Source organism: Flavobacterium inviolabile (assembly GCF_013389455.1).
Classification (GTDB): domain Bacteria; phylum Bacteroidota; class Bacteroidia; order Flavobacteriales; family Flavobacteriaceae; genus Flavobacterium; species Flavobacterium inviolabile.
Window position 1 is genome coordinate 1,875,547 of sequence record NZ_CP058278.1, and the last position, 18,527, is coordinate 1,894,073.

The window sequence follows — 18,527 nt, forward strand, 5'->3', positions numbered from 1 at the left end:
GTATTTTACTATAATCTTTTAAAGATCGCAGTACAGGTGTTGAACCAAAAGAGAAGATTGTTCTCTTCTGTCCAAACCGGTTAAAAATACAATTACTTCATAATGAACGCTATTTTAAACCGTTGAAGAGTTGCTGTTCTTCAACGGTTTTGTATTTAAATAAATAATCTCACAACACCACTATGGAACTGGAAGGCTATAAAGAACTAAAAGAAATTACCGACTACTTACAAAATCCGGAACAGGTTTTTAAAGAAGAAAAAGCCGCCAATATTGCATTGCATTCCGGTTTGTCAGGTGTTATCATAACATTGGTAAACATCCGTAAAAAATTCCCGGAACTGGTTGATCCGGATATCATTCGGCAATATATCGCCAAAACCTACGATATCCTTTCCGAAAGTGAAGCCTTCTATCCGTCATTTTGCGGTGGTCTTGCCGGATATGCCTATCTGCTGCACCTGCTCAAAGAAGAACAGATCCTGGAAGGCGACTACAGTGAGGTACTCGCTGAAATTGATGAAATCCTTGACGAACATTTTGAAATAAACCTCGAAGAAGAAGATATCGACATCCTTCACGGTGCGATGGGACTTGGCTTGTATTTTATAGAAACGGGCAAAAAACAACAGGTTGAAGCATTGATCGACAGACTTGCGGGGATAGCCCAAAGAGAAGGCGATCAGTGTTATTGGAAAACATTCGATCACTATAAAACCCGGAAATACAAAATTGATTTCGGACTGGCACACGGCAACGCCGGAGTACAATATTTTCTGGGAAAATGCATTTACCACAACATTAAAGCCGATGCCTGTAAAGAGCTGCTCGAAGCCAGCCTTAATTTTTACAAAAACAACATCCAGGACCACAATGCGATACAATCGTATTTTCCGGTACACATACCGGAAGAAAACTATCTCGATAAAACCTACGCGCCCGAAACATCCCGAATGGCCTGGTGTTACGGCGATTTAGGCATCTTATATACCCAATTGTTTGCAGCCGATATTATGGAAATGCCGGATTTAAAATTGGAAATAATCGGACAATTGAAGCAAACAGCCCAACGAAGAACCAAAGAAAACACAATGCACAACGATGCCGGATTTTGCCATGGCACCAGCGGACTGTCCATTATGTTTCAAAACATATACCAGCTGACGAAAGAACCTGAATTTCTGGAAACAGCCCAATACTGGCTGCAACAAACGCATGCTTATAAAAACAGCACGGCAACCTATGATGTGGTTGCCTACAGACTATTTGAAGGAAGCCGGAAAAATGAGATTGATGTTACACTGCTGGAAGGAATTTCCGGTGTGGCAGCGGCCTATCTGGCCAATCTTAGAACCGGAGGAACAACCTTATTGGACAAAACACTATTCTTAAGGTATTAAGCGATAACACCATTATGAAAAAGAAGAACATACGCTATAACAGGTTTGATAAATATGTTTTGAGAACACCGTTAATGCCGGTCAATTTCCTGATGGAACTCACCCGGCAGGCAGATACTCCTGACGAAACAATACAGCAGCAGTTCCGGGATCCGGTAGTCCGGGAAGCCATCTTCCTGGCATCGCCGGTACTCTATAAGGAAATTGAAAAATGGACGGAAGGAAAAGTAGAAGACCCTAAAGAATGCAAAAAAATAAAGCTTTCCTTCCTGAAATATTTAACCCGGATGGCATTCCGTCCGACACCTTTCGGACTTTTTGCCGGTTGTAAACTGGGAAGTATTACAGAAAATACCCGTATTGAAAACAGTGATTTCTCTAAAAACAAGCGTCATACAAGGCTGGATATGAATTTTGTAGGAGCTTTAAACCAATCCCTTACCGCGAATAAGAATATTCGGGAACAGCTGCAGTATTATCCCAATTCGAGCCTTTATTTTATTGGGAATAACATCCGTTATGTGGAATGTATCTACCAGAATACAAATCGTTCGCATCATCTTATCGAAATAGAAACCTCCGATTACCTGAACGACTGCCTGCAACTGGCCAAAAACGGTGCCGATAAAGCGGCATTGGTAAAGTTGCTGGCAAAAGAAGACATCACTGTGGAGGAAGCAGCCGGATTTGTAGATGACTTAATTGACAATCAGATCCTGGTTAGTGAAATGGAACTTTCCGTTTCCGGCGAAGAATTCATCCGGCAGACCATCAAAACGTTAAAAAGACTAAAGGACACGGAAAACCTTATTGCCATTCTGGAAGAAACGGCACAAAAAATAGCGGCACTGGATCATTCCATTGGAAATGATCCGAAGGAATATGAAGCGCTGCTGGCAATACTGAAAAAATTTGACATTCCGTTTGATGAAAAATACATCTTTCAAACCGACATGATTCTCAATACCAGCCATAACACACTGGGAGAAGCCACTACTGCACAGCTTCAAAAAGGAATTGCGCTGTTAAACAGAATGACCTCGCGCATGCCCAATCTGCAGCTGCAAAAATTTATAGACAAATTTCAGGAACGCTATGAAGACCGGGAGGTGCCGCTTGCTTTGGCACTTGATAACGAACTCGGTATCGGCTATCCGGTAAACAGCTATAAAGGCAACCTGAATCCGTTGTTAAACAAAATATACATTCCTTCCGGCCAGCAGACCAACCGGCAGCGGGAAATGAAATGGTCGGCAGTAGACAGTATTCTTTTTGGTAAAATGAGAACGGCTCAAGCCAATAAAGAATATACCATTCAGCTACAGGATGAAGATTTTAGCAGCTTTGAGCCAATATGGGACGATTTACCGGATACGATTTCGTCCATGACAGAAATTGTAACCAGTGGTGACGAACAGAAAATTGTCATTAAAACGGTTGGTGGTTCCGGTGCGGCCAATTTGTTCGGCAGGTTCTGTCTGGGCGATCAGGAGCTTCATGAATATGCCAAAACAATCATCGAAAAAGAAGAGGCGCTAAACAGCGATAAATTACTGCCCGAAATCATACACCTTCCGGAAAACAGAGTAGGGAATGTGCTGATGCGCCCTGCCTTCCGGAAATTTGAAATACCGTATCTGGCTTCTTCCGGAAAAACGGCAGACCATCAGCTCCCGATTGAAGATCTGGTTGTTTCCATAAGGGATAACACTGTTGTACTCCGTTCGCTGAAACACAATAAAGAAATCATTCCCCGTTTAACCAACGCCCATAATTACTCCCATAACGCCTTGCCTATTTATCACTTTTTGTGTGATTTACAGGCGCAGGGAAAAAGAGGCGGTTTGTACTTTACCTGGGGAGGACTGCGTGATGAATATCCTTTTCTGCCAAGGGTCGAATATGAAAACATCATCCTTTCCAGAGCCAAATGGAAAATAACCCATAAAGAAGTGGAAAAACTGTTAGCCATCGATGCGGTATCGGAGATCGGTACCATTACCGAATGGCGCAATGAAAGGAATATTCCGCAATATGCCATTTTGGTGGAAGGCGACAACAAGCTGCTGATCAATTTTGAAAACCTGACCTCTTTTCAGATGCTTGCCACGGCAGTAGCGAAAAGAAACGTTTTTGAAATAGAAGAATTCCTGTTTTTTGAAGATGCCGTGACCAGAGGCAGTAAAGAGGACTATTTTGCAAACGAGGTGGTCTTTTCATTTTATAAAGAATTAAATTAAAAGAAGTGAATATGGATACGACTATAAAACAATCATTTCTTATTGGTGACGAATGGCTGTACTATAAAATATATACCGGCTTTTCCACGACCGACACTATTCTGACCCATCATCTTCATGCGGTCATTACCGGTTTGCAGGAGGAAGGAATACTCGATAAATGGTTTTTTATCCGCTATACCGATCCGGACCATCACATTCGGCTGCGGGTGCATTTGGTCAATACGGAACAGCTGGGAAAAGTAATGCTTGCCTTTCAGGAATGCCTGCGCAATTTATGGGAACAGAACAGCATCTGGAAACTGCAGACGGATACCTACAGCAGGGAGATGAAACGTTACGGAGCTACGCTGATAACGGAAGCCGAAACAATTTTTTTTCACGACAGCCATTGTATCACGGCCGTTTTAACTGTTTTGGAAGAACCGGAAAGTGAAAATACCAGGTGGATTTTCGGAATGGCTTCCATTGATACTTTTTTAGATACTTTCGGTTATCCGATCCATGAAAAACGGGCAGTAATGGAAAGCCTGAGAGAAGGTTTTTTTAAAGAGTTTAAAGTGGATACGCCTACTAAAAAAGGCTTGAGCGCCAAATACAGGGAACACAAAAATGAGATTGCTGCTTTTATGAAAACCGAAACCGGCGCACTAAAACAGCTGTTAACGGAAAGGAATACCCGATTAGCAGAACCGGTAGTAGCCATTCGGGAAAAAATACACCACAGCGGTAAAACGCTGAATGATTTGCTGGGCAGTTATATCCACATGAACATGAACCGTTTGTTCCCGTCCAATAACCGCCAATGTGAAATGATCATCTATGACCTGCTTTGCAGCTACTATACCACTGAAATGGCAATTGCCAAAAAACAGCAGCTCCAAAAGGAAGCGGCTGCACCGGTATAGCATTCCTCCGGATTGCAGTAACCGGCACCAGCCAAAAAAGTGTATTTTTGCCGCAAATTAATTGTTATGCAGCACCGCCACTTTCTGATCCACAAACCGCATGGTTATTTAAGTCAGTTTATTTATGAAAAGAAAAGACATAAAAAACTACTGGGGGAACTTTATGATTTTCCGGAAGGAACCATGGCTATCGGAAGGCTGGATGAAGATTCGGAAGGATTGCTTTTGCTCACTACCGATGGTATGATGAGTGAAATTGTGCGCAGTAAAACCGTGGAAAAAGAATACTACGCCCAGGTGGACGGTGTGATTACGGCGGAAGCTATTGCCCGGTTGCAAACCGGCGTTGAAATAGGCTTTAAAGGCATCCGCTACACGACAAAACACTGTGAAGCCGGCATTCTAAATGAATTACCCGATTATATAGGTGAAGGAAGACGAATCCGGGATGAACGCCATGGCCCTACAAGCTGGCTATCCATTACCTTAACCGAAGGCAAATTCCGGCAGGTGCGCAAAATGACAGCAGCTGTAGGATTTCCCACCCTGCGGTTGGTCCGCGTTAGGGTAGGAACTATATCTTTGCAAAATCTTAAAGCCGGTGCGGTGCGGGAAGTAGAACACTTTTCGCTACCCGGGGCATTATAAAATACCGTTATGTTAAATATTGTTTTAGTAGAACCTGAAATCCCGAACAATACGGGCAATATAGGTCGTTTGTGTGTGGGCACCGGAAGCCGGCTGCATTTAATCCATCCGTTCGGATTTGAAATTACCGATAAGAACCTCAAACGTTCCGGATTGGATTACTGGGTACATCTTGACTGGTTCGAATACCAGTCGGTTGACGAATGGAAAGCGGCTGTTCCCGATTTATCCCGCGTTTTTCTGTTTAGTTCCCATAGCACTGTTTCGTATCTGGATGCCGAATTTCAGGATGGTGACTGGCTGGTTTTCGGAAAAGAGAGCGTAGGACTCAGTAAAGAAGTGCTGGCACTTTTTGAAAAGCAACTGACTATTCCGATTTCGCCATTGGTAAGAAGCTATAACCTGGCCAATTCGGTAGCTTTCGCTGTTGGCGAAGCAAAAAGACAATTGCGAAAATAATACGGAATAACCGGATATTTGTCATAATTGTTTAAAAAACAACAATAATTTTTGCTAAAAGATTTGAACATTGGTTACATTTGGTATTGCAAAAATGAACCAAACAAACAAAAACAAACAAATTATGGCAAATGTAAATCCTTATCTGACATTCAACGGTACGTGTGAAGCGGCCTTTGATTTTTATCAATCCGTATTTGGAGGAGAATTTCCGTATAAAGGGAAATATAAAGATATGCCGCCCGGAGAATATCCGCTTCCGGATGCTGAAAAAGAAAAAATCATGCATATATGTCTGCCAATTGGCGGCGGAAGCATGTTAATGGGAAGTGATTCTTCCGAAGCTTTTGGAAAAGCCACCACTATGGGTGACAATATCGCTATTTCCATCAATACTGATTCCGAAGAAGAAGCGACGCGTCTTTTTAACGGACTTTCAGCAGGAGGAAAAATAACAATGCCTTTGGACAAAACATTCTGGGGAGCATTTTTTGGTATGTTTGTAGATAAATTCGGAATTCACTGGATGGTCAATTACGATTACGAACAAGCAGAATAAATAATACAGCGAAAAAATATAAAAGCCAGTGCAATTGCACTGGCTTTTTTTATTTAAAGATCTCATCAAAAAAGTCCAGCATGGCTTTCCAGGAGCGTTGTGCCGCTTTTTCATTGTAGGCAACGCCTTTGCTGTTGTCGGTTCCGGCATCTTTATGGGTAAAGCCGTGAACGGAATTGGCATAATACACCATTTGCCAGTCGGCTTTGGCATCGCGCATTTCCTTTTGAAAAGCTTTGATCTCGTTCTCGGAAACATACGGATCATCGGCACCGTGAAGTACCAGTACTTTAGGCGTAATCGGTTCTGTTTTTCGGGAAGCATCTTTGCCCAGGCCGCCGTGAAAAGAAACAACGCCCTTTACCGGAAAATTGGCCCGTGCTGCTTCAAGTACTCCCGTACCGCCGAAGCAATAGCCGATTACCGCAATTTCATTCGGATTTGCTCCTTGTTTTACCAGTTGTTCCAAAGCCAGACGAATGCGCTTCTGGTATTCGGAATAATTATTTTTGTAAAATCCGGCACGTTCACCTGCCTGTTTTGCATTTTCAGGTTTATTCCCCACGCCGTAAATATCGGCAACAAAAGCATAATAACCCTGTTGTTCCAGCGTAACGGCACTTTCTTTGGCGTTGTTGTCTATGCCCATCCAGGCCGGTAAAATCAAGACACCGGCTTTGTTGGCTTTTGCCTTTTTAGGAGTGGCAGACAGCCCCTGTAGTTTTTGATTTCCATCTGAATAATCGACGGTTTTTAGCTGTGCTTGTGTTGCAATGGTTGTTAAGATAAGCACAACAGAAGCGGTTGAGGTTTTCCAGTTCATAGCATGTTTTTTAAACAAGCTTAAAATTACGAAACCTTTGGAATTTAACGGATAATAAATTTCCCTTTTTCTTTATCAAAAAAGATATTTTCATCTTTAAACAACGTGTCGAACAAACCGTTTGCAATGTGGTTGCAGGGTTGGTCCTGGGTGATGTGTTCCGGTGTCATGATAATCATTTCATCACTCAGCTGTATGGCAAGATCGATATCATGTGTTGAAAAAAGAATACACTTTCCGGTTTCATGCGTGAGTTTTCGCAGCAGTTTGAATAAAGCCACTTTGTGCAGCAAATCCAGATGGGTTGTGGGTTCATCCAGAATGATCAGCGGCGTATCCTGGGCAAGAGCGCGCGCAACCAAAACTTTCTGCAATTGGCCGTCGCTGATTTCATAATGCCTTTTATTGGCCAGAGCGGTAATTTGCGTCAGCTCCAGAGCGGTATTCACTTTTGCAATATCTTCGTCAGACAATGTTCCGATCCAGTTAGTATAGGGCTGGCGGCCTAAAGCGACCAATTCGAAAACGGTAAGATTGCTTGGCGGCAGTTTTTCGGTAAGAACAATGCTCAGGTTTTGGGCAAGCTCCGTAGGCTGATAGGCCGTAACTTTTTTATTGTTCAGTAAAACCGCACCTTTCAGCGGTGCCTGTATGCCGGTAATGGTTCGTAACAGGGTCGATTTTCCAATACCGTTAGCACCGATAAGCGTGACTAATTTGCCTGCCTGTAAGTTCAGGTTTAAGCTTTCGGCAATGACCGTTACCGAAGTTTTGGTCTTATAACCAATACTCAGATCGGTAGTAACTAATATGTCGTTCGTTGTACTCATGGCTATCTTTTACACCGTTAATTCATCATTTTTCGTTTTCGAAGCAGCAGCCATATTACTATCGGAGCTCCGATAATAGAAGTAATTGCATTTATCGGTAAGGTCATGTCGCTTCCTGGCAGCTGCGAAATACAATCGCACAACAGCATGATGGAAGCTCCTAAAAGCAGCGTTGCCCAAAACAAAACAGCATGATTACTGGTTTGGAACAACAGTTTTGCGATGTGCGGAACGGTCAGGCCGATAAAGGCAATTGGTCCGGCAAAGGCTGTAATACTTCCGGAGAGTAAACTGGTGGCAAGGATAATGATAAGCCGGGCTTTTTTAAAATTCAGTCCCAGGCTCCGGGCATAATTTTCTCCCAGCAATAAGGCATTTAAAGCTTTAATACTGCCAAGGCTGAGCAGTAAACCTATAAGAACCGTTATTAAAAGGATGATAATGGAAGTCCATGACAGGTTTCCTAAGCTTCCCAAAGACCAGAAAGTGAATTTCTGTAACTGTTCGGCCGTACTGAAATAGGTTAGTACGCCCACAATGGCACCGGTAAAGCTGCTAAACATCAGGCCGACGATTAAAATCCCCATGGTATCGCGCAAATACCGGGATACTAAGAGTACAGCCAGAAGCACCGCCAGGCTGCCTAAAGTGGAAGCGAATACGATACTATAAGGCGATACGGCAATTTCCCTTAAAAAAGGCGGTAAAAATGCAGCGCCTAATATCACCAGGGCTACACCCAGGCTGGCACCCGAACTGACGCCTAAAACATCCGGTCCGGCTAACGGGTTGCGGAACAAAGTTTGCATGAGCAAACCGCTGGCAGACAGTCCCATTCCGGCGAGTATAGCCGTAATGGCTTTGGGCAGTCGGTAACTGCTAATAATATAATCCCATGAGGTTTTGCTAACGGGATTCCCGGTAAGGCTATTGACAATTTCTTTTAAAGGAATCGCAATGGAACCGGTACTGATATTGATAAAAAACAGCAACACCAGGCTTATGCCCAGCAGGATAAAAAGAATACTGTTTCGGTTATTTGTTGTCAACTTATTCTAATTTTTGAAAAAAGTGTAATTGATAATCCGGTAAAGCTTCAGGATGGAGTATGCGGATCATGTCTTTAAGAACCAGATCCGGTCGGGTTGGTGCCAGTTCAAAATAAATAATACCGCCTTTTTTACCTTTCTTTACCGCAAATGAATATACGTTTTTATTCTTTACGGCATCAAATTGTCCGTAATGCGGATTTACCGCCAGCATTTCCTGTATGGAAGTAAACTGTCCGGGACCGATCCAGAAATCGGCTTTTTGGGCTTTATCAAAAACGGCTTCAAACGAAAGGGATATGCTGCCGGTTCCTTTGCTGTCTTTCCATAAATAATCGGCATTGGCGTCTTTTAAAAAGAGGGCAGCCCAACTGTCGCCTTGCGGCAGATACCAGGTGTCCTGATACATCGCACCGCTAAAAACGGTTGGCTTTTTTGTGGTGTTTTGGGCTATTGCCAGTGTTTTGGTATAATTCTGTTCAATGGAGCTGAAAAGAGCATCGGCTTCTTTCTTTTTGCCGAATAAAGCCCCGAAAAATTTGATCCATTCGGCTTTTCCAAGCGGTGTCTGTTCTGTCCAGTCGCCGTTATACACTATTTTTAGTCCCGCTTTTTCAAGAGTAGCGTAGGTTTTATTGTTGTTGTCAATGCTGAAACCTACGATCACTTCCGGAGCCAGATCGATCAGTACTTCGGTGTTGAGGTTTTCGTTTTTGCCAACTTCTTTTACTTTTTTAGCCTCTATCAGCGCTCTGGTTTTTTCGGAAGAGATATAATCGGTATTCGGGAAACCGACTAATTTGCTTTCCACACCAAGCAATTCCAGTGAAGGAACGTGAGTGGTGGAAGTTACCACAACCGATTGAACGGGAACTGAAATGGTTGTATATTTTTGCAGGCTATCCGGAACCTTGCCGTTTTTTTCCTGTAGAATATAGGTAAAACCTTCTTTGGCTTCCGGCCACGGATTCGTCACTTTTACAACACTGTAACCGTCGTAGTTGTAAATGGAAAGTCCTTTGGCATGTTTGATGGTATTCTCACCTGGGGTAGTATTTACGGCAGTTTTTTCCGTTTCTTTTTTACAGCTCACGGTTGTAAATACCATAGCCGAAAGCAGTAATAAAAGTGCTATTTTTCTCATCATTTGATAGTTGCGGTTTCTGCAAAATTAAATTTATTTTCATTGTATTTTTGTCATATATGTAAAAAAAATCGAATTCGGATTAGATAATTTCAATCTTACGAGTATCTTTGCGTTGTATTGTGGTTATACTTAAGTAGTTTACTGAGTATATTAAAAGGGAATCAAGTGTTCACGGGGAAATTTTTCCGGTGTTTTAATCTTGAGCTGTACCCGCAACTGTGAGCTTTGTTTCTTTAATATAGAAATGCCTGTTATTATGCTTCAACCACTGCAATTGTAACGATTGCGGGAAGGTGAATAACAGGACGCAAGCCAGGAGACCTGCCATAGTAATTAATCATTAAAAGCTTTCGGGAAAAAAGGCTTATTAAGACTATGAAATTAAAATTACTTTTTGCTTTTCTTTTTTTGGGCCAGTGTTTGTTCGCCCAAAACGATACTATTAAATTAAATGAAGTAGTAGTATCCGATGTTCAACTGCGTGACAATACGGTTTCCCAAACGGTATTGCAGCTGAATGACTCCATTATTCACCAAAATCAGCCCGCACTGACGTCATTGTTAAATTACAATTCGGTGATCTATTTTAAGGAAAACGGATACGGTATGGTTTCTTCTGCTTCCTTCAGAGGTACTACGGCACAGCAAACCGCTGTTTTGTGGAACGGGATCAACATCAATTCACAATTGCTCGGGCAAACGGATTTCAATACGGTTACGACCCGTGATTTCAACTCCATTTCGGTAAAATCGGGTGGGGGAAGTGTGATTTACGGCAGCGGAGCGATTGGCGGAACCGTCCACCTGAACAATGAGTTTCAGTTTAAAGACCAGTTCAGAAACGAGTTGTACCTGGGTTACGGAAGTTTTAATACGATCAACACACAATACCGCCTGAATGCCGGTTCTGAAAAATGGAATACCCAGATCAGTTTTAGCCGTAACAGTTCGGATAACGATTATCCGTTTGTGGGTACTGATGAAAAAAATACCAATGGGCAGTATTTCAATACCACCGTTAATGCGAATATCGGCTATAAAATAAATGCGAAGAACGTTCTTAAACTATACAGCCAGTTTTATGAAGACGAGCGCCATTTTGCATTGACATCGGCGAATGCCATCAAAACAAAGTACCGCAACTACAATACCCGTAATTTATTGGTCTGGACCAATTATTCCGGGGCTTTTACCTCTAATGTTAAAGCGGCAATTTTAAAAGAGCGTTACCAGTATTATGACAATATTGAAAATGATAATTTTTCTTTTGGTGAGGTCAAGACGTTTATCGGAAAGTATGATGTAGTGTATTCGATTTCCAAAAACATGAAACTGAATGCAATTTTCGATTATACGATAAACGAGGGTGAAGGTGAAGGAATTGGCGAAGCCACCCGGAAAATCGGTTCGGGAGTTTTGTTGTTCAAACACCAGGTATCCGATTCGTTCACGTATGAAATAAGCGGAAGAAAAGAAATCACGGATGCTTATCAGAGCCCGTTTTTATTCTCTGCCGGTGCCACTTATGCCGTCACAAAATGGTATAAGCTAAAATTAAACGGTTCCCACAATTTCCGGATACCCACCTTTAATGATTTGTACTGGAAACCGGGAGGAAACCTGAACCTGCGTCCGGAAAGTGCTTATCAGGCCGATTTTGGTCAGGAGTTTACCTTTAACGGTTTAAAACTAACGGCTACGGCTTATTATATGAAAATTAAGGACATGCTGCGCTGGCTGCCTACAAGTGAAGGATATTGGGCTCCGGTGAATACCGACAAAGTGCAATCCTACGGAGCGGAAGTTTTGCTGGATTATACCAAAAAAATGGGCGCTCATGAACTGGGATTAAAAGGTACCTATGCCTATACCGTTTCGGAAGACGAAACAACCAAAAAACAACTGATTTACGTACCGTATCACAAACTAACCGGTGCGGTTTCCTATAGCTATAAAAACATGGCAGCCTATTATCAGACGCTGTACAACGGTGAGGTGTTTACCTTATCGGACAATGATCCTAAATATATGGTAAAGGATTACCTGGTTTCCAATTTCGGAATCGATTACAGTATCGGTAAAAAAAGCCAATACCGTTTGGGAGCCCAGGTTCGTAACCTGACCAATGAAAAATATGAAAGCGTAGTCAGCCGATTAATGCCTGGCAGAAATTATAACATTACCCTAACTTTAATTTTTTAATAAAAATGAAAATCAACAAACTACTTGGACTAAGTCTTCTATCGGCAGTCTTTTTTGCCTCTTGTACAGATGAAGAGATTATTTATAAAGAAAATCCGGCACCGGTTTCTAAAGGAGCGTATGAGAACGGGATTTTAGTAATGAACGAAGGGAACTTCGGACAGCCGAATGCAGAGGTTTCTTTTATTTCCGCACAATACCCAACGTTATTCCAAAACAATATCTTCAATGTGGTGAACCCTACAAAAGTATTAGGGAATACTGGTCAGAGCATCGGATTCAATGGTGATAACGCTTATATCGTTTTAAACGGAGACAATAAAATTGAAGTAGTAAACCGTTATACTTTTGTAAGTGTAGCGACGATTCAGACCGGACTTCAGAATCCTCGTTATATTTCATTTGCTAACGGAAAAGGATATGTAACCAACTGGGGTGATGCTGGTGTGGCTACAGACGATTATGTAGCGGTACTTAACCTGACAACAAACCAGATTACCGGTAATATTGCTGTAGTGGAAGGACCGGAGCAAATTATTACTTACAACAATAATTTATATGTAGCACACAAAGGTGGTTACGGATTTAACGATAAAATATCGGTAATTAACAGTACTTCAAACACGGTACAAACAACAATCACTGTTGGCGATGTACCTTCTGTAATTGAAGTAAGCCAGGATAACCTGTATGTTTTATGTTCCGGAAAACCAAGCTGGGCTGGAGCTGAAACCGGAGGAAAACTGGTAAAAGTGAACTTAGCAAACAATACCGTTGCACAAACACTTGATTTCGGCGCTACAGAACATCCTGGATTTATGGATATCGAAAACGGAACTATTTATTATATGAAAGGTAAAGGAGTGTATCAAAAAGATGTGGCCACTGCAACGTTGCCAACAACACCAACTTTTACTTCGACTGCTACAACTGTTTATGGTTTTGCAGCACATAACAATAAAATTTATGTAGGGGATGCCCTTAACTATGTTGATAATGGTAAAGTTTTCGTAACCACGATGACCGGAGCTGCATTAAACACTTATACAGTTGGTGTAATGCCAAACGGGTTTTATTTTAATAACTAAAAAAGAACAACCATGAAAACTAACATGATGAAATGGAGTAAGCTTTTTGCTTTAGCGGTTTTATATTTTTCTTTTGCTGCCTGTAATCAGAGCGATGATTCGGTAGTATATGAAAATCCGTTACAGGCTTATGATAATGGTGTTTTTATGTTGAATGAAGGAAATTTTGGAACGCCAAATGCTTCCGTATCGTTCATTTCAAATGACCTTTTGACCTTTCAGGACAATATCTTTTTTGTGGTTAACCCGACAAAAGTGCTTGGAGATGTAGCACAAAGCATGGGATTCTATAATGAGAAAGCCTATATTGTTGTGAATACTTCAAACAAAATAGAAATAGTAAACAGACACTCGTTTGCAACATTGGGAACAATTACAGACGGTTTGGCACTGCCTCGCTATGTGGTGGCACTAAACGGAAAAATATATGTAACCAATTCTTCAAACAATACGGTGACGGTTTATGATGCCGATACATTTGCCAAACTGGCAACTATCGCGATCAATAAAACCGTTGAAAAGATTGTTGCGGTAAACGGGAAAATATATGTGATGAATGCTTCTTTCGGTACAGGATCGGAAATTACCGTTATTAATCCTGCAACAAATACCGTAACGGCAACCCTTCAGGTGGGTGATGGATTAAATTCCATTGAAGCTAAAGGAAACACTTTATATGCGCTTAGCGGTGCAGACAGCGCCAGCAAGCTGGTTAAAATAAATACGCAGAACGACCAGATTACCGGTACAGTAACGTTCCCTGCAACATTGGTTAATGCCCGAAATATGGACATTGACGGGGAAGTGGTTTACTTTACAAAAGGTAACGGCGTGTACCGTATGGGAATTAACGATACAACGGTTAGTGATACTTCTATATTTACAGTACCGGATAATGATTTTTCTACGTTTTATGGCTTTGCGGCTATAAACGGAAGAATATACGTGTCTGATGCAAAAGGATTTGTCAACAAAAGTGCTGTAACGATTTACTCCAGTGCCGGAACCGTTCTGAGTCAGAAAACAACAGGAATAGGAACCAACGGATTCTATCCCAATAACTAAAACTTTTAGGCTATCTGATTCAGATAGCCTAATTTTTAAAACAGTATATTCAATACCTTAAGGATTAATGAAGAAGAAAATTACAATTTTAAGAATTTTATTTACACTGTGCCTTACAGCACTTTCAGGATTTACCCAGACACTTTCTGCACAATGCAAACAGCAAATCAGTGCCGGATCCAACCACTCTTTAGTGGTGGAAAGCGACGGCGGATTATGGCTGAGCGGTAAAAACACTTTCGGGCAGTTGGGCGACGGAACAAAGAATAACAAAAAGCAATTACAAAAAATAGGCAGCCAGGTTTGGAACATTGTTTCCGGCGGGTTAAACCACACGTTAGCAATAAAGGCAGACGGTACTTTATGGGCGTGGGGAAACAACAGAAGAGGACAGCTTGGTGACGGAACGATACTGGACAGGGTAGACCCGGTTCAGGTGGGTACTGATACCGACTGGCAGGCGGTGAGTGCCGGCGGAAACCATACGTTAGCCTTAAAAACGAACGGTACCTTATGGGCATGGGGATACAATACTTCCGGCCAGTTAGGGAATGGAACAGAAACCGGAAATGCCAGTACGCCGGTTCAGGTAGGAACAGATTCGGACTGGAAGCTGATTGCTGCCGGCGGTAGTCACAACCTGGCACTGAAAGCGGATGGATCACTATGGGCATGGGGACTTAACCTGAGCGGACAATTGGGCGACGACACGGTAATCACTAAAAGTGTGCTTACAAGAATAGGAACGGCGAACGACTGGAAAACAATCAGTACCGGTTACAGCCATTCTTTAGCAATTAAAGAAAATGGTACGTTGTGGAGCTGGGGCAGAAATGCCGAAGGCGCTCTGGGCGACGGAACGACAATACAAAAAAACAGCCCGGTACAGGTGGGCAGCGAAAACAGCTGGTCGGCCATCAGCGGAGGCTGGGATTTCAGTTTAGCCTTAAAAAACGACAAGACATTATGGAGTTTCGGTTATAATTCCAGCGGACAGATTGGCGATGGAACAACGGTAAACAGAACACTGCCATTACAGGTTGGTACTGCTTCAAACTGGGAAAAGATCAGCGCCGGATCAAACCATGCGATGGCTTTAAACAATGACAATAAATTATTTACCTGGGGAAAAAACAATGAAGGACAGCTGGCCGACAATACTTTGGTTGACAAGCGCAATCCGATTGGTATCGGGGAGAACTGTTCGTTAACCGCTCCGGAATTTGACTGGAAAAACATCACATTATATCCCAATCCGACAACTTCGGAATTTACCATTCATTTTAGCGGAGTAATCCCGGAAGCTAAAATAACGGTCCTGAATACCTACGGACAGGTAATTGCCCGGAAAAATGCTGCTGCTGTTGAAACGGTAACCATGAACATTGCTGCCGCTGCCGGTATTTACCTGGTTACAATAGAATTGGGGAACACTAAAACACTAACCTACAAGATTATAAAAAAATAACACAAACGAACATGAAAAGAATATTACTTATCGCTTCTTTAAGCCTTACGACTCTTCTTAACGCACAATCCTATGCACCGGCAGCGGGTGTAGCCGGAACGACTGCTATTCCGGGTAACAGCTCCCAGTTTGTTGGCTGGGCTACCGGAGCTACGGTAGTTCGCGGACCGCAGAATATTACCAATCCTACCGGGCCTTTGGCTACTGTGGGAACTGCTGACGATGCTACCGGACCGGCTAACGGCAGTGCTATTGTCAGTCTGGGTGACGGCGGTAGTGCCGTGATGACTTTTGCTACGCCAATTGCAAACGGACCAGGATTTGATTTTGCTGTTTTTGAAAATAGTTTTTCCGATACCTTTTTAGAATTGGCTTTTGTTGAGGTAAGTTCAGACGGAATTAATTTTTTCAGATTCCCGTCGCATAGCGAAACGCAAACCACCACACAGATCGGCGGTTTCGGAAACCTGGATTGCCGTTACATTAACAACCTGGCAGGAAAGTACCGTGCAAACTTCGGGACACCTTTCGATCTATCCGATATTCCAAATGACCCGTTATTGAATAAAGACAGAATTACCCATGTAAAAGTAATCGATGTGATCGGTACGATCGATCCGGTATATGCAACACACGACAGCCATGGGAATATTATCAACGAACCGTATGCAACGCCGTTTGCATCCGGAGGATTTGACCTGGATGCTGTGGGGGTAATCAATCAGAGTACTTTAGGAATCCATGATTTCGATACCACGGCATTCCGTATGTATCCTAATCCGGCAAGTGATGTTGTTTATCTGGAATCGGATGAAGCAACTACGGTAGTGATTTACGATCTTTACGGACGTGTTGTTAAAAGCCTGAACAAAGGAAACCACAACCAGATACCGGTATCGGGTTTAGCTTCCGGAACATATATGATTGAAGTGGCAACAACCGGCAGAAAAGAAATAAAAAAGCTGATAATCAGATAAACATTAGCAGCATTCCACAATTGAAGCGGTCAGGAGATACTATTCCTGACCGCTTTTTTTATTATTTTTAATAAAATTTACGAACGGATGTAACAAAAAGAAATACTGTTCGTCTTGCTATTATAAACCAAAACTAACCAACAGCGAATTATGAACCAACAGGAGTTTATAAAATTGATTTCTCCTTTTAAAGACAAATTGTTTCGGATGGCGAAACGTTTGCTTGTGAGTACTGAAGAAGCCGAAGATGCTACTCAGGAAGTTTTGGTGAAATTATGGAAAAATAACAATGTACTGTCGAGTTATTCCAGTGTTGAAGCTTTTGCAATGACGATGACCAAAAACTACTGTCTTGACCAGTTAAAGTCAAAAAGGGCCTCAAATTTGCAAATCGTACATAGCAATTACTCGGACGGAACGGCAAATGTTCAAAAACAACTTGAAGATAAAGACAGCTGGGACTGGGTGGAAAAAATAATGGAAACATTACCCGAGCAGCAGCGGCTTATTCTTCAAATGAGAGAAGTAGAGGAATATGAATTCTCGGAAATCGCCAAAATCATGGATATGAATGAAACAGCAGTGCGGGTGGCATTATCGAGAGCAAGGAAAATAATAAGAGAACAATTGGTTAAAAAACACAATTATGGAATTCAATTCAATTAATAAACTAGTCGAAAAATACTTTTCAGGAGAAACCAGTATTGCAGAAGAAAAGCAGTTGAAAGATTACTTTTCACAGCCGGATGTGGCGCCCCATCTGGAACAATACCGGGCAATGTTTGGTTACTTCACTCAGGCAAAACAAGAACAGTTTACCAAAACAGTTCCACTACAACCCAGAAAACGAAACTATGTAGCGTGGATATCTGTTGCGGCAAGTGTTGCCCTTTTGTTTGGACTGTTTACCTTTTTGAACCAGCATCCGCAAACACATGAACACGATCTTGGAACTTTTGAAGATCCGGAAGTCGCTTACAGAGAAACTCAAAAAGCGCTGGAACTTGTTTCTGAAAATGTTAATGTAGGTGTGAAAGGTATGAGTTATATGAAAGAGTATGAAAAAACAACAAAAACAATTTTTAGATAGTAAACCACAACAATTTTAAAACCCCTTTATTATGAAAGCAATTATAAAGAAAATAGTATTCACTTTAGTTTTAGCAGTATTACCAAGCATGATTTTTGCCCAATCGGCTTTTGAAAAATTTGCCGATCAGGACGATGTTACTTCGGTAGTTGTCAACAAAAAGATGTTTGAAATGATGAGTAAAGTGAAAGTAGATACTTCGGACAAGCAAACACAGGGATATATCAGTTTACTTAAAAAACTGGATAACCTGAAAGTGTACACAACAACAAGTGCAAAACCGGCTTCGGAAATGAGAGCCAGTGTAGCATCCTATTTGAAATCCAATCCTCTTGAAGAATTAATGAGAGTGAATGATAATGGTAAAAATGTTAAGATCTACGTAAAATCAGGAGCAACCAGCAGCCAGATAAAAGAGCTTTTAATGTATATTGAAGGCGGAAACGGAAAAGGAAACGAAACCGTATTGATGTCACTGACCGGTAACTTTGATTTAGACGAAATATCAGCTTTAACAGAAAAGATGAAACTTCCCGGAGGAGAATCTTTAAAGAAAGCGTCACAGAAATAAAAC

At 41.9% G+C, this 18,527-nt stretch carries 18 protein-coding genes and 1 riboswitch; of the genes, 14 read left to right on the top strand and 4 right to left on the bottom strand.

Annotated features, from left to right (window positions below):
* Positions 1-182: 182 nt before the first annotated feature.
* From HW120_RS08305 to HW120_RS08330, 6 genes are all read left to right on the top strand, one after another.
* Positions 183-1,400: a lanthionine synthetase LanC family protein gene (locus tag HW120_RS08305; protein WP_177733103.1), complete on the top strand. Its 1,218-nt coding sequence runs from the start codon at positions 183-185 to the stop codon at positions 1,398-1,400.
* A gap of 14 nt (positions 1,401-1,414) precedes the next feature.
* A complete protein-coding gene (locus tag HW120_RS08310) occupies positions 1,415-3,640 on the top strand; it encodes a lantibiotic dehydratase family protein (protein ID WP_177733105.1) in 2,226 nt (741 codons plus the stop codon).
* Positions 3,641-3,651: 11 nt separating this feature from the next.
* Entirely contained in the window at positions 3,652-4,548 is an 897-nt protein-coding gene (locus HW120_RS08315) for a thiopeptide-type bacteriocin biosynthesis protein (RefSeq protein WP_177733107.1), read from the top strand.
* 66 nt (positions 4,549-4,614) lie between these two features.
* Positions 4,615-5,196, top strand: a complete 582-nt coding sequence (locus HW120_RS08320; RefSeq protein WP_177733109.1) for a pseudouridine synthase — start codon at positions 4,615-4,617, stop codon at positions 5,194-5,196.
* Between the two features lie 9 nt (positions 5,197-5,205).
* Positions 5,206-5,655 (top strand): tRNA (cytidine(34)-2'-O)-methyltransferase, encoded by a 450-nt coding sequence (locus tag HW120_RS08325; protein WP_177733111.1) that lies wholly within the window; start codon positions 5,206-5,208, stop codon positions 5,653-5,655.
* Positions 5,656-5,779: 124 nt separating this feature from the next.
* Positions 5,780-6,214 (top strand): VOC family protein, encoded by a 435-nt coding sequence (locus HW120_RS08330; protein ID WP_177733113.1) that lies wholly within the window; start codon positions 5,780-5,782, stop codon positions 6,212-6,214.
* Between the two features lie 49 nt (positions 6,215-6,263).
* Here the strand turns inward: HW120_RS08330 and HW120_RS08335 are convergent, their stop codons facing one another.
* From HW120_RS08335 to HW120_RS08350, 4 genes are read right to left on the bottom strand one after another with little or no spacing between them, the layout of a single operon-like run.
* Positions 6,264-7,037: a dienelactone hydrolase family protein gene (locus HW120_RS08335; protein WP_177733115.1), complete on the bottom strand. Its 774-nt coding sequence runs from the start codon at positions 7,035-7,037 to the stop codon at positions 6,264-6,266.
* Positions 7,038-7,081: 44 nt separating this feature from the next.
* Entirely contained in the window at positions 7,082-7,867 is a 786-nt protein-coding gene (locus HW120_RS08340) for an ABC transporter ATP-binding protein (protein WP_177733117.1), read from the bottom strand.
* 17 nt (positions 7,868-7,884) lie between these two features.
* The gene (locus tag HW120_RS08345; RefSeq protein ID WP_177733119.1) at positions 7,885-8,916 is read right to left on the bottom strand and encodes an iron ABC transporter permease; all 1,032 of its coding nucleotides are present in this window, start codon (positions 8,914-8,916) and stop codon (positions 7,885-7,887) included.
* Position 8,917: 1 nt separating this feature from the next.
* Complete coding sequence (locus tag HW120_RS08350) at positions 8,918-10,063, bottom strand: ABC transporter substrate-binding protein (protein ID WP_317168420.1); 1,146 nt, start codon at positions 10,061-10,063, stop codon at positions 8,918-8,920.
* Positions 10,064-10,166: 103 nt separating this feature from the next.
* Positions 10,167-10,406, top strand: a riboswitch (cobalamin riboswitch).
* Positions 10,407-10,438: 32 nt separating this feature from the next.
* Between HW120_RS08350 and HW120_RS08355 the strand changes: the two genes are divergently transcribed.
* From HW120_RS08355 to HW120_RS08390, 8 genes are all read left to right on the top strand, one after another.
* Positions 10,439-12,265, top strand: coding sequence for a TonB-dependent receptor plug domain-containing protein (locus tag HW120_RS08355; protein ID WP_177733121.1), 1,827 nt, complete (start codon positions 10,439-10,441; stop codon positions 12,263-12,265).
* 5 nt (positions 12,266-12,270) lie between these two features.
* Positions 12,271-13,353 carry a YncE family protein gene (locus HW120_RS08360; RefSeq protein WP_177733123.1) on the top strand — a complete coding sequence of 361 codons (1,083 nt, stop codon included), beginning with the start codon at positions 12,271-12,273 and terminating at the stop codon, positions 13,351-13,353.
* Positions 13,354-13,365: 12 nt separating this feature from the next.
* Complete coding sequence (locus HW120_RS08365; RefSeq protein WP_177733125.1) at positions 13,366-14,418, top strand: YncE family protein; 1,053 nt, start codon at positions 13,366-13,368, stop codon at positions 14,416-14,418.
* Between the two features lie 67 nt (positions 14,419-14,485).
* On the top strand, positions 14,486-15,886 hold the full coding sequence (locus HW120_RS08370; protein WP_177733127.1) for an RCC1 domain-containing protein: 1,401 nt from the start codon (positions 14,486-14,488) through the stop codon (positions 15,884-15,886).
* 11 nt (positions 15,887-15,897) lie between these two features.
* Positions 15,898-16,863, top strand: a complete 966-nt coding sequence (locus HW120_RS08375) for a T9SS type A sorting domain-containing protein (protein ID WP_177733129.1) — start codon at positions 15,898-15,900, stop codon at positions 16,861-16,863.
* A 150-nt stretch (positions 16,864-17,013) separates the two neighbouring features.
* Entirely contained in the window at positions 17,014-17,529 is a 516-nt protein-coding gene (locus tag HW120_RS08380; protein WP_177733131.1) for an RNA polymerase sigma factor, read from the top strand.
* Positions 17,510-17,953 carry a hypothetical protein gene (locus HW120_RS08385; RefSeq protein WP_177733133.1) on the top strand — a complete coding sequence of 148 codons (444 nt, stop codon included), beginning with the start codon at positions 17,510-17,512 and terminating at the stop codon, positions 17,951-17,953. Before HW120_RS08380 ends, HW120_RS08385 begins: the two co-directional genes overlap by 20 nt.
* A 31-nt stretch (positions 17,954-17,984) precedes the next feature.
* The gene (locus HW120_RS08390) at positions 17,985-18,524 is read left to right on the top strand and encodes a DUF4252 domain-containing protein (RefSeq protein WP_177733135.1); all 540 of its coding nucleotides are present in this window, start codon (positions 17,985-17,987) and stop codon (positions 18,522-18,524) included.
* The last annotated feature ends 3 nt before the right edge of the window (positions 18,525-18,527 follow it).

Excerpts from the sequence above, each read along its gene's own strand:
- HW120_RS08330 (WP_177733113.1), top strand. The coding sequence starts at position 5,780 with ATGGCAAATGTAAATCCTTATCTGACATTCAACGGTACGTGTGAAGCG.
- HW120_RS08340 (WP_177733117.1), bottom strand. The coding sequence starts at position 7,867 with ATGAGTACAACGAACGACATATTAGTTACTACCGATCTGAGTATTGGT.
- HW120_RS08370 (WP_177733127.1), top strand. The coding sequence starts at position 14,486 with ATGAAGAAGAAAATTACAATTTTAAGAATTTTATTTACACTGTGCCTT.
- HW120_RS08355 (WP_177733121.1), top strand. The coding sequence starts at position 10,439 with ATGAAATTAAAATTACTTTTTGCTTTTCTTTTTTTGGGCCAGTGTTTG.
- HW120_RS08310 (WP_177733105.1), top strand. The coding sequence starts at position 1,415 with ATGAAAAAGAAGAACATACGCTATAACAGGTTTGATAAATATGTTTTG.
- HW120_RS08375 (WP_177733129.1), top strand. The coding sequence starts at position 15,898 with ATGAAAAGAATATTACTTATCGCTTCTTTAAGCCTTACGACTCTTCTT.
- HW120_RS08380 (WP_177733131.1), top strand. The coding sequence starts at position 17,014 with ATGAACCAACAGGAGTTTATAAAATTGATTTCTCCTTTTAAAGACAAA.
- HW120_RS08305 (WP_177733103.1), top strand. The coding sequence starts at position 183 with ATGGAACTGGAAGGCTATAAAGAACTAAAAGAAATTACCGACTACTTA.
- HW120_RS08325 (WP_177733111.1), top strand. The coding sequence starts at position 5,206 with ATGTTAAATATTGTTTTAGTAGAACCTGAAATCCCGAACAATACGGGC.
- HW120_RS08390 (WP_177733135.1), top strand. The coding sequence starts at position 17,985 with ATGAAAGCAATTATAAAGAAAATAGTATTCACTTTAGTTTTAGCAGTA.
- HW120_RS08320 (WP_177733109.1), top strand. The coding sequence starts at position 4,615 with ATGCAGCACCGCCACTTTCTGATCCACAAACCGCATGGTTATTTAAGT.
- HW120_RS08360 (WP_177733123.1), top strand. The coding sequence starts at position 12,271 with ATGAAAATCAACAAACTACTTGGACTAAGTCTTCTATCGGCAGTCTTT.
- HW120_RS08365 (WP_177733125.1), top strand. The coding sequence starts at position 13,366 with ATGAAAACTAACATGATGAAATGGAGTAAGCTTTTTGCTTTAGCGGTT.
- HW120_RS08335 (WP_177733115.1), bottom strand. The coding sequence starts at position 7,037 with ATGAACTGGAAAACCTCAACCGCTTCTGTTGTGCTTATCTTAACAACC.
- HW120_RS08315 (WP_177733107.1), top strand. The coding sequence starts at position 3,652 with ATGGATACGACTATAAAACAATCATTTCTTATTGGTGACGAATGGCTG.
- HW120_RS08350 (WP_317168420.1), bottom strand. The coding sequence starts at position 10,063 with ATGATGAGAAAAATAGCACTTTTATTACTGCTTTCGGCTATGGTATTT.
- HW120_RS08385 (WP_177733133.1), top strand. The coding sequence starts at position 17,510 with ATGGAATTCAATTCAATTAATAAACTAGTCGAAAAATACTTTTCAGGA.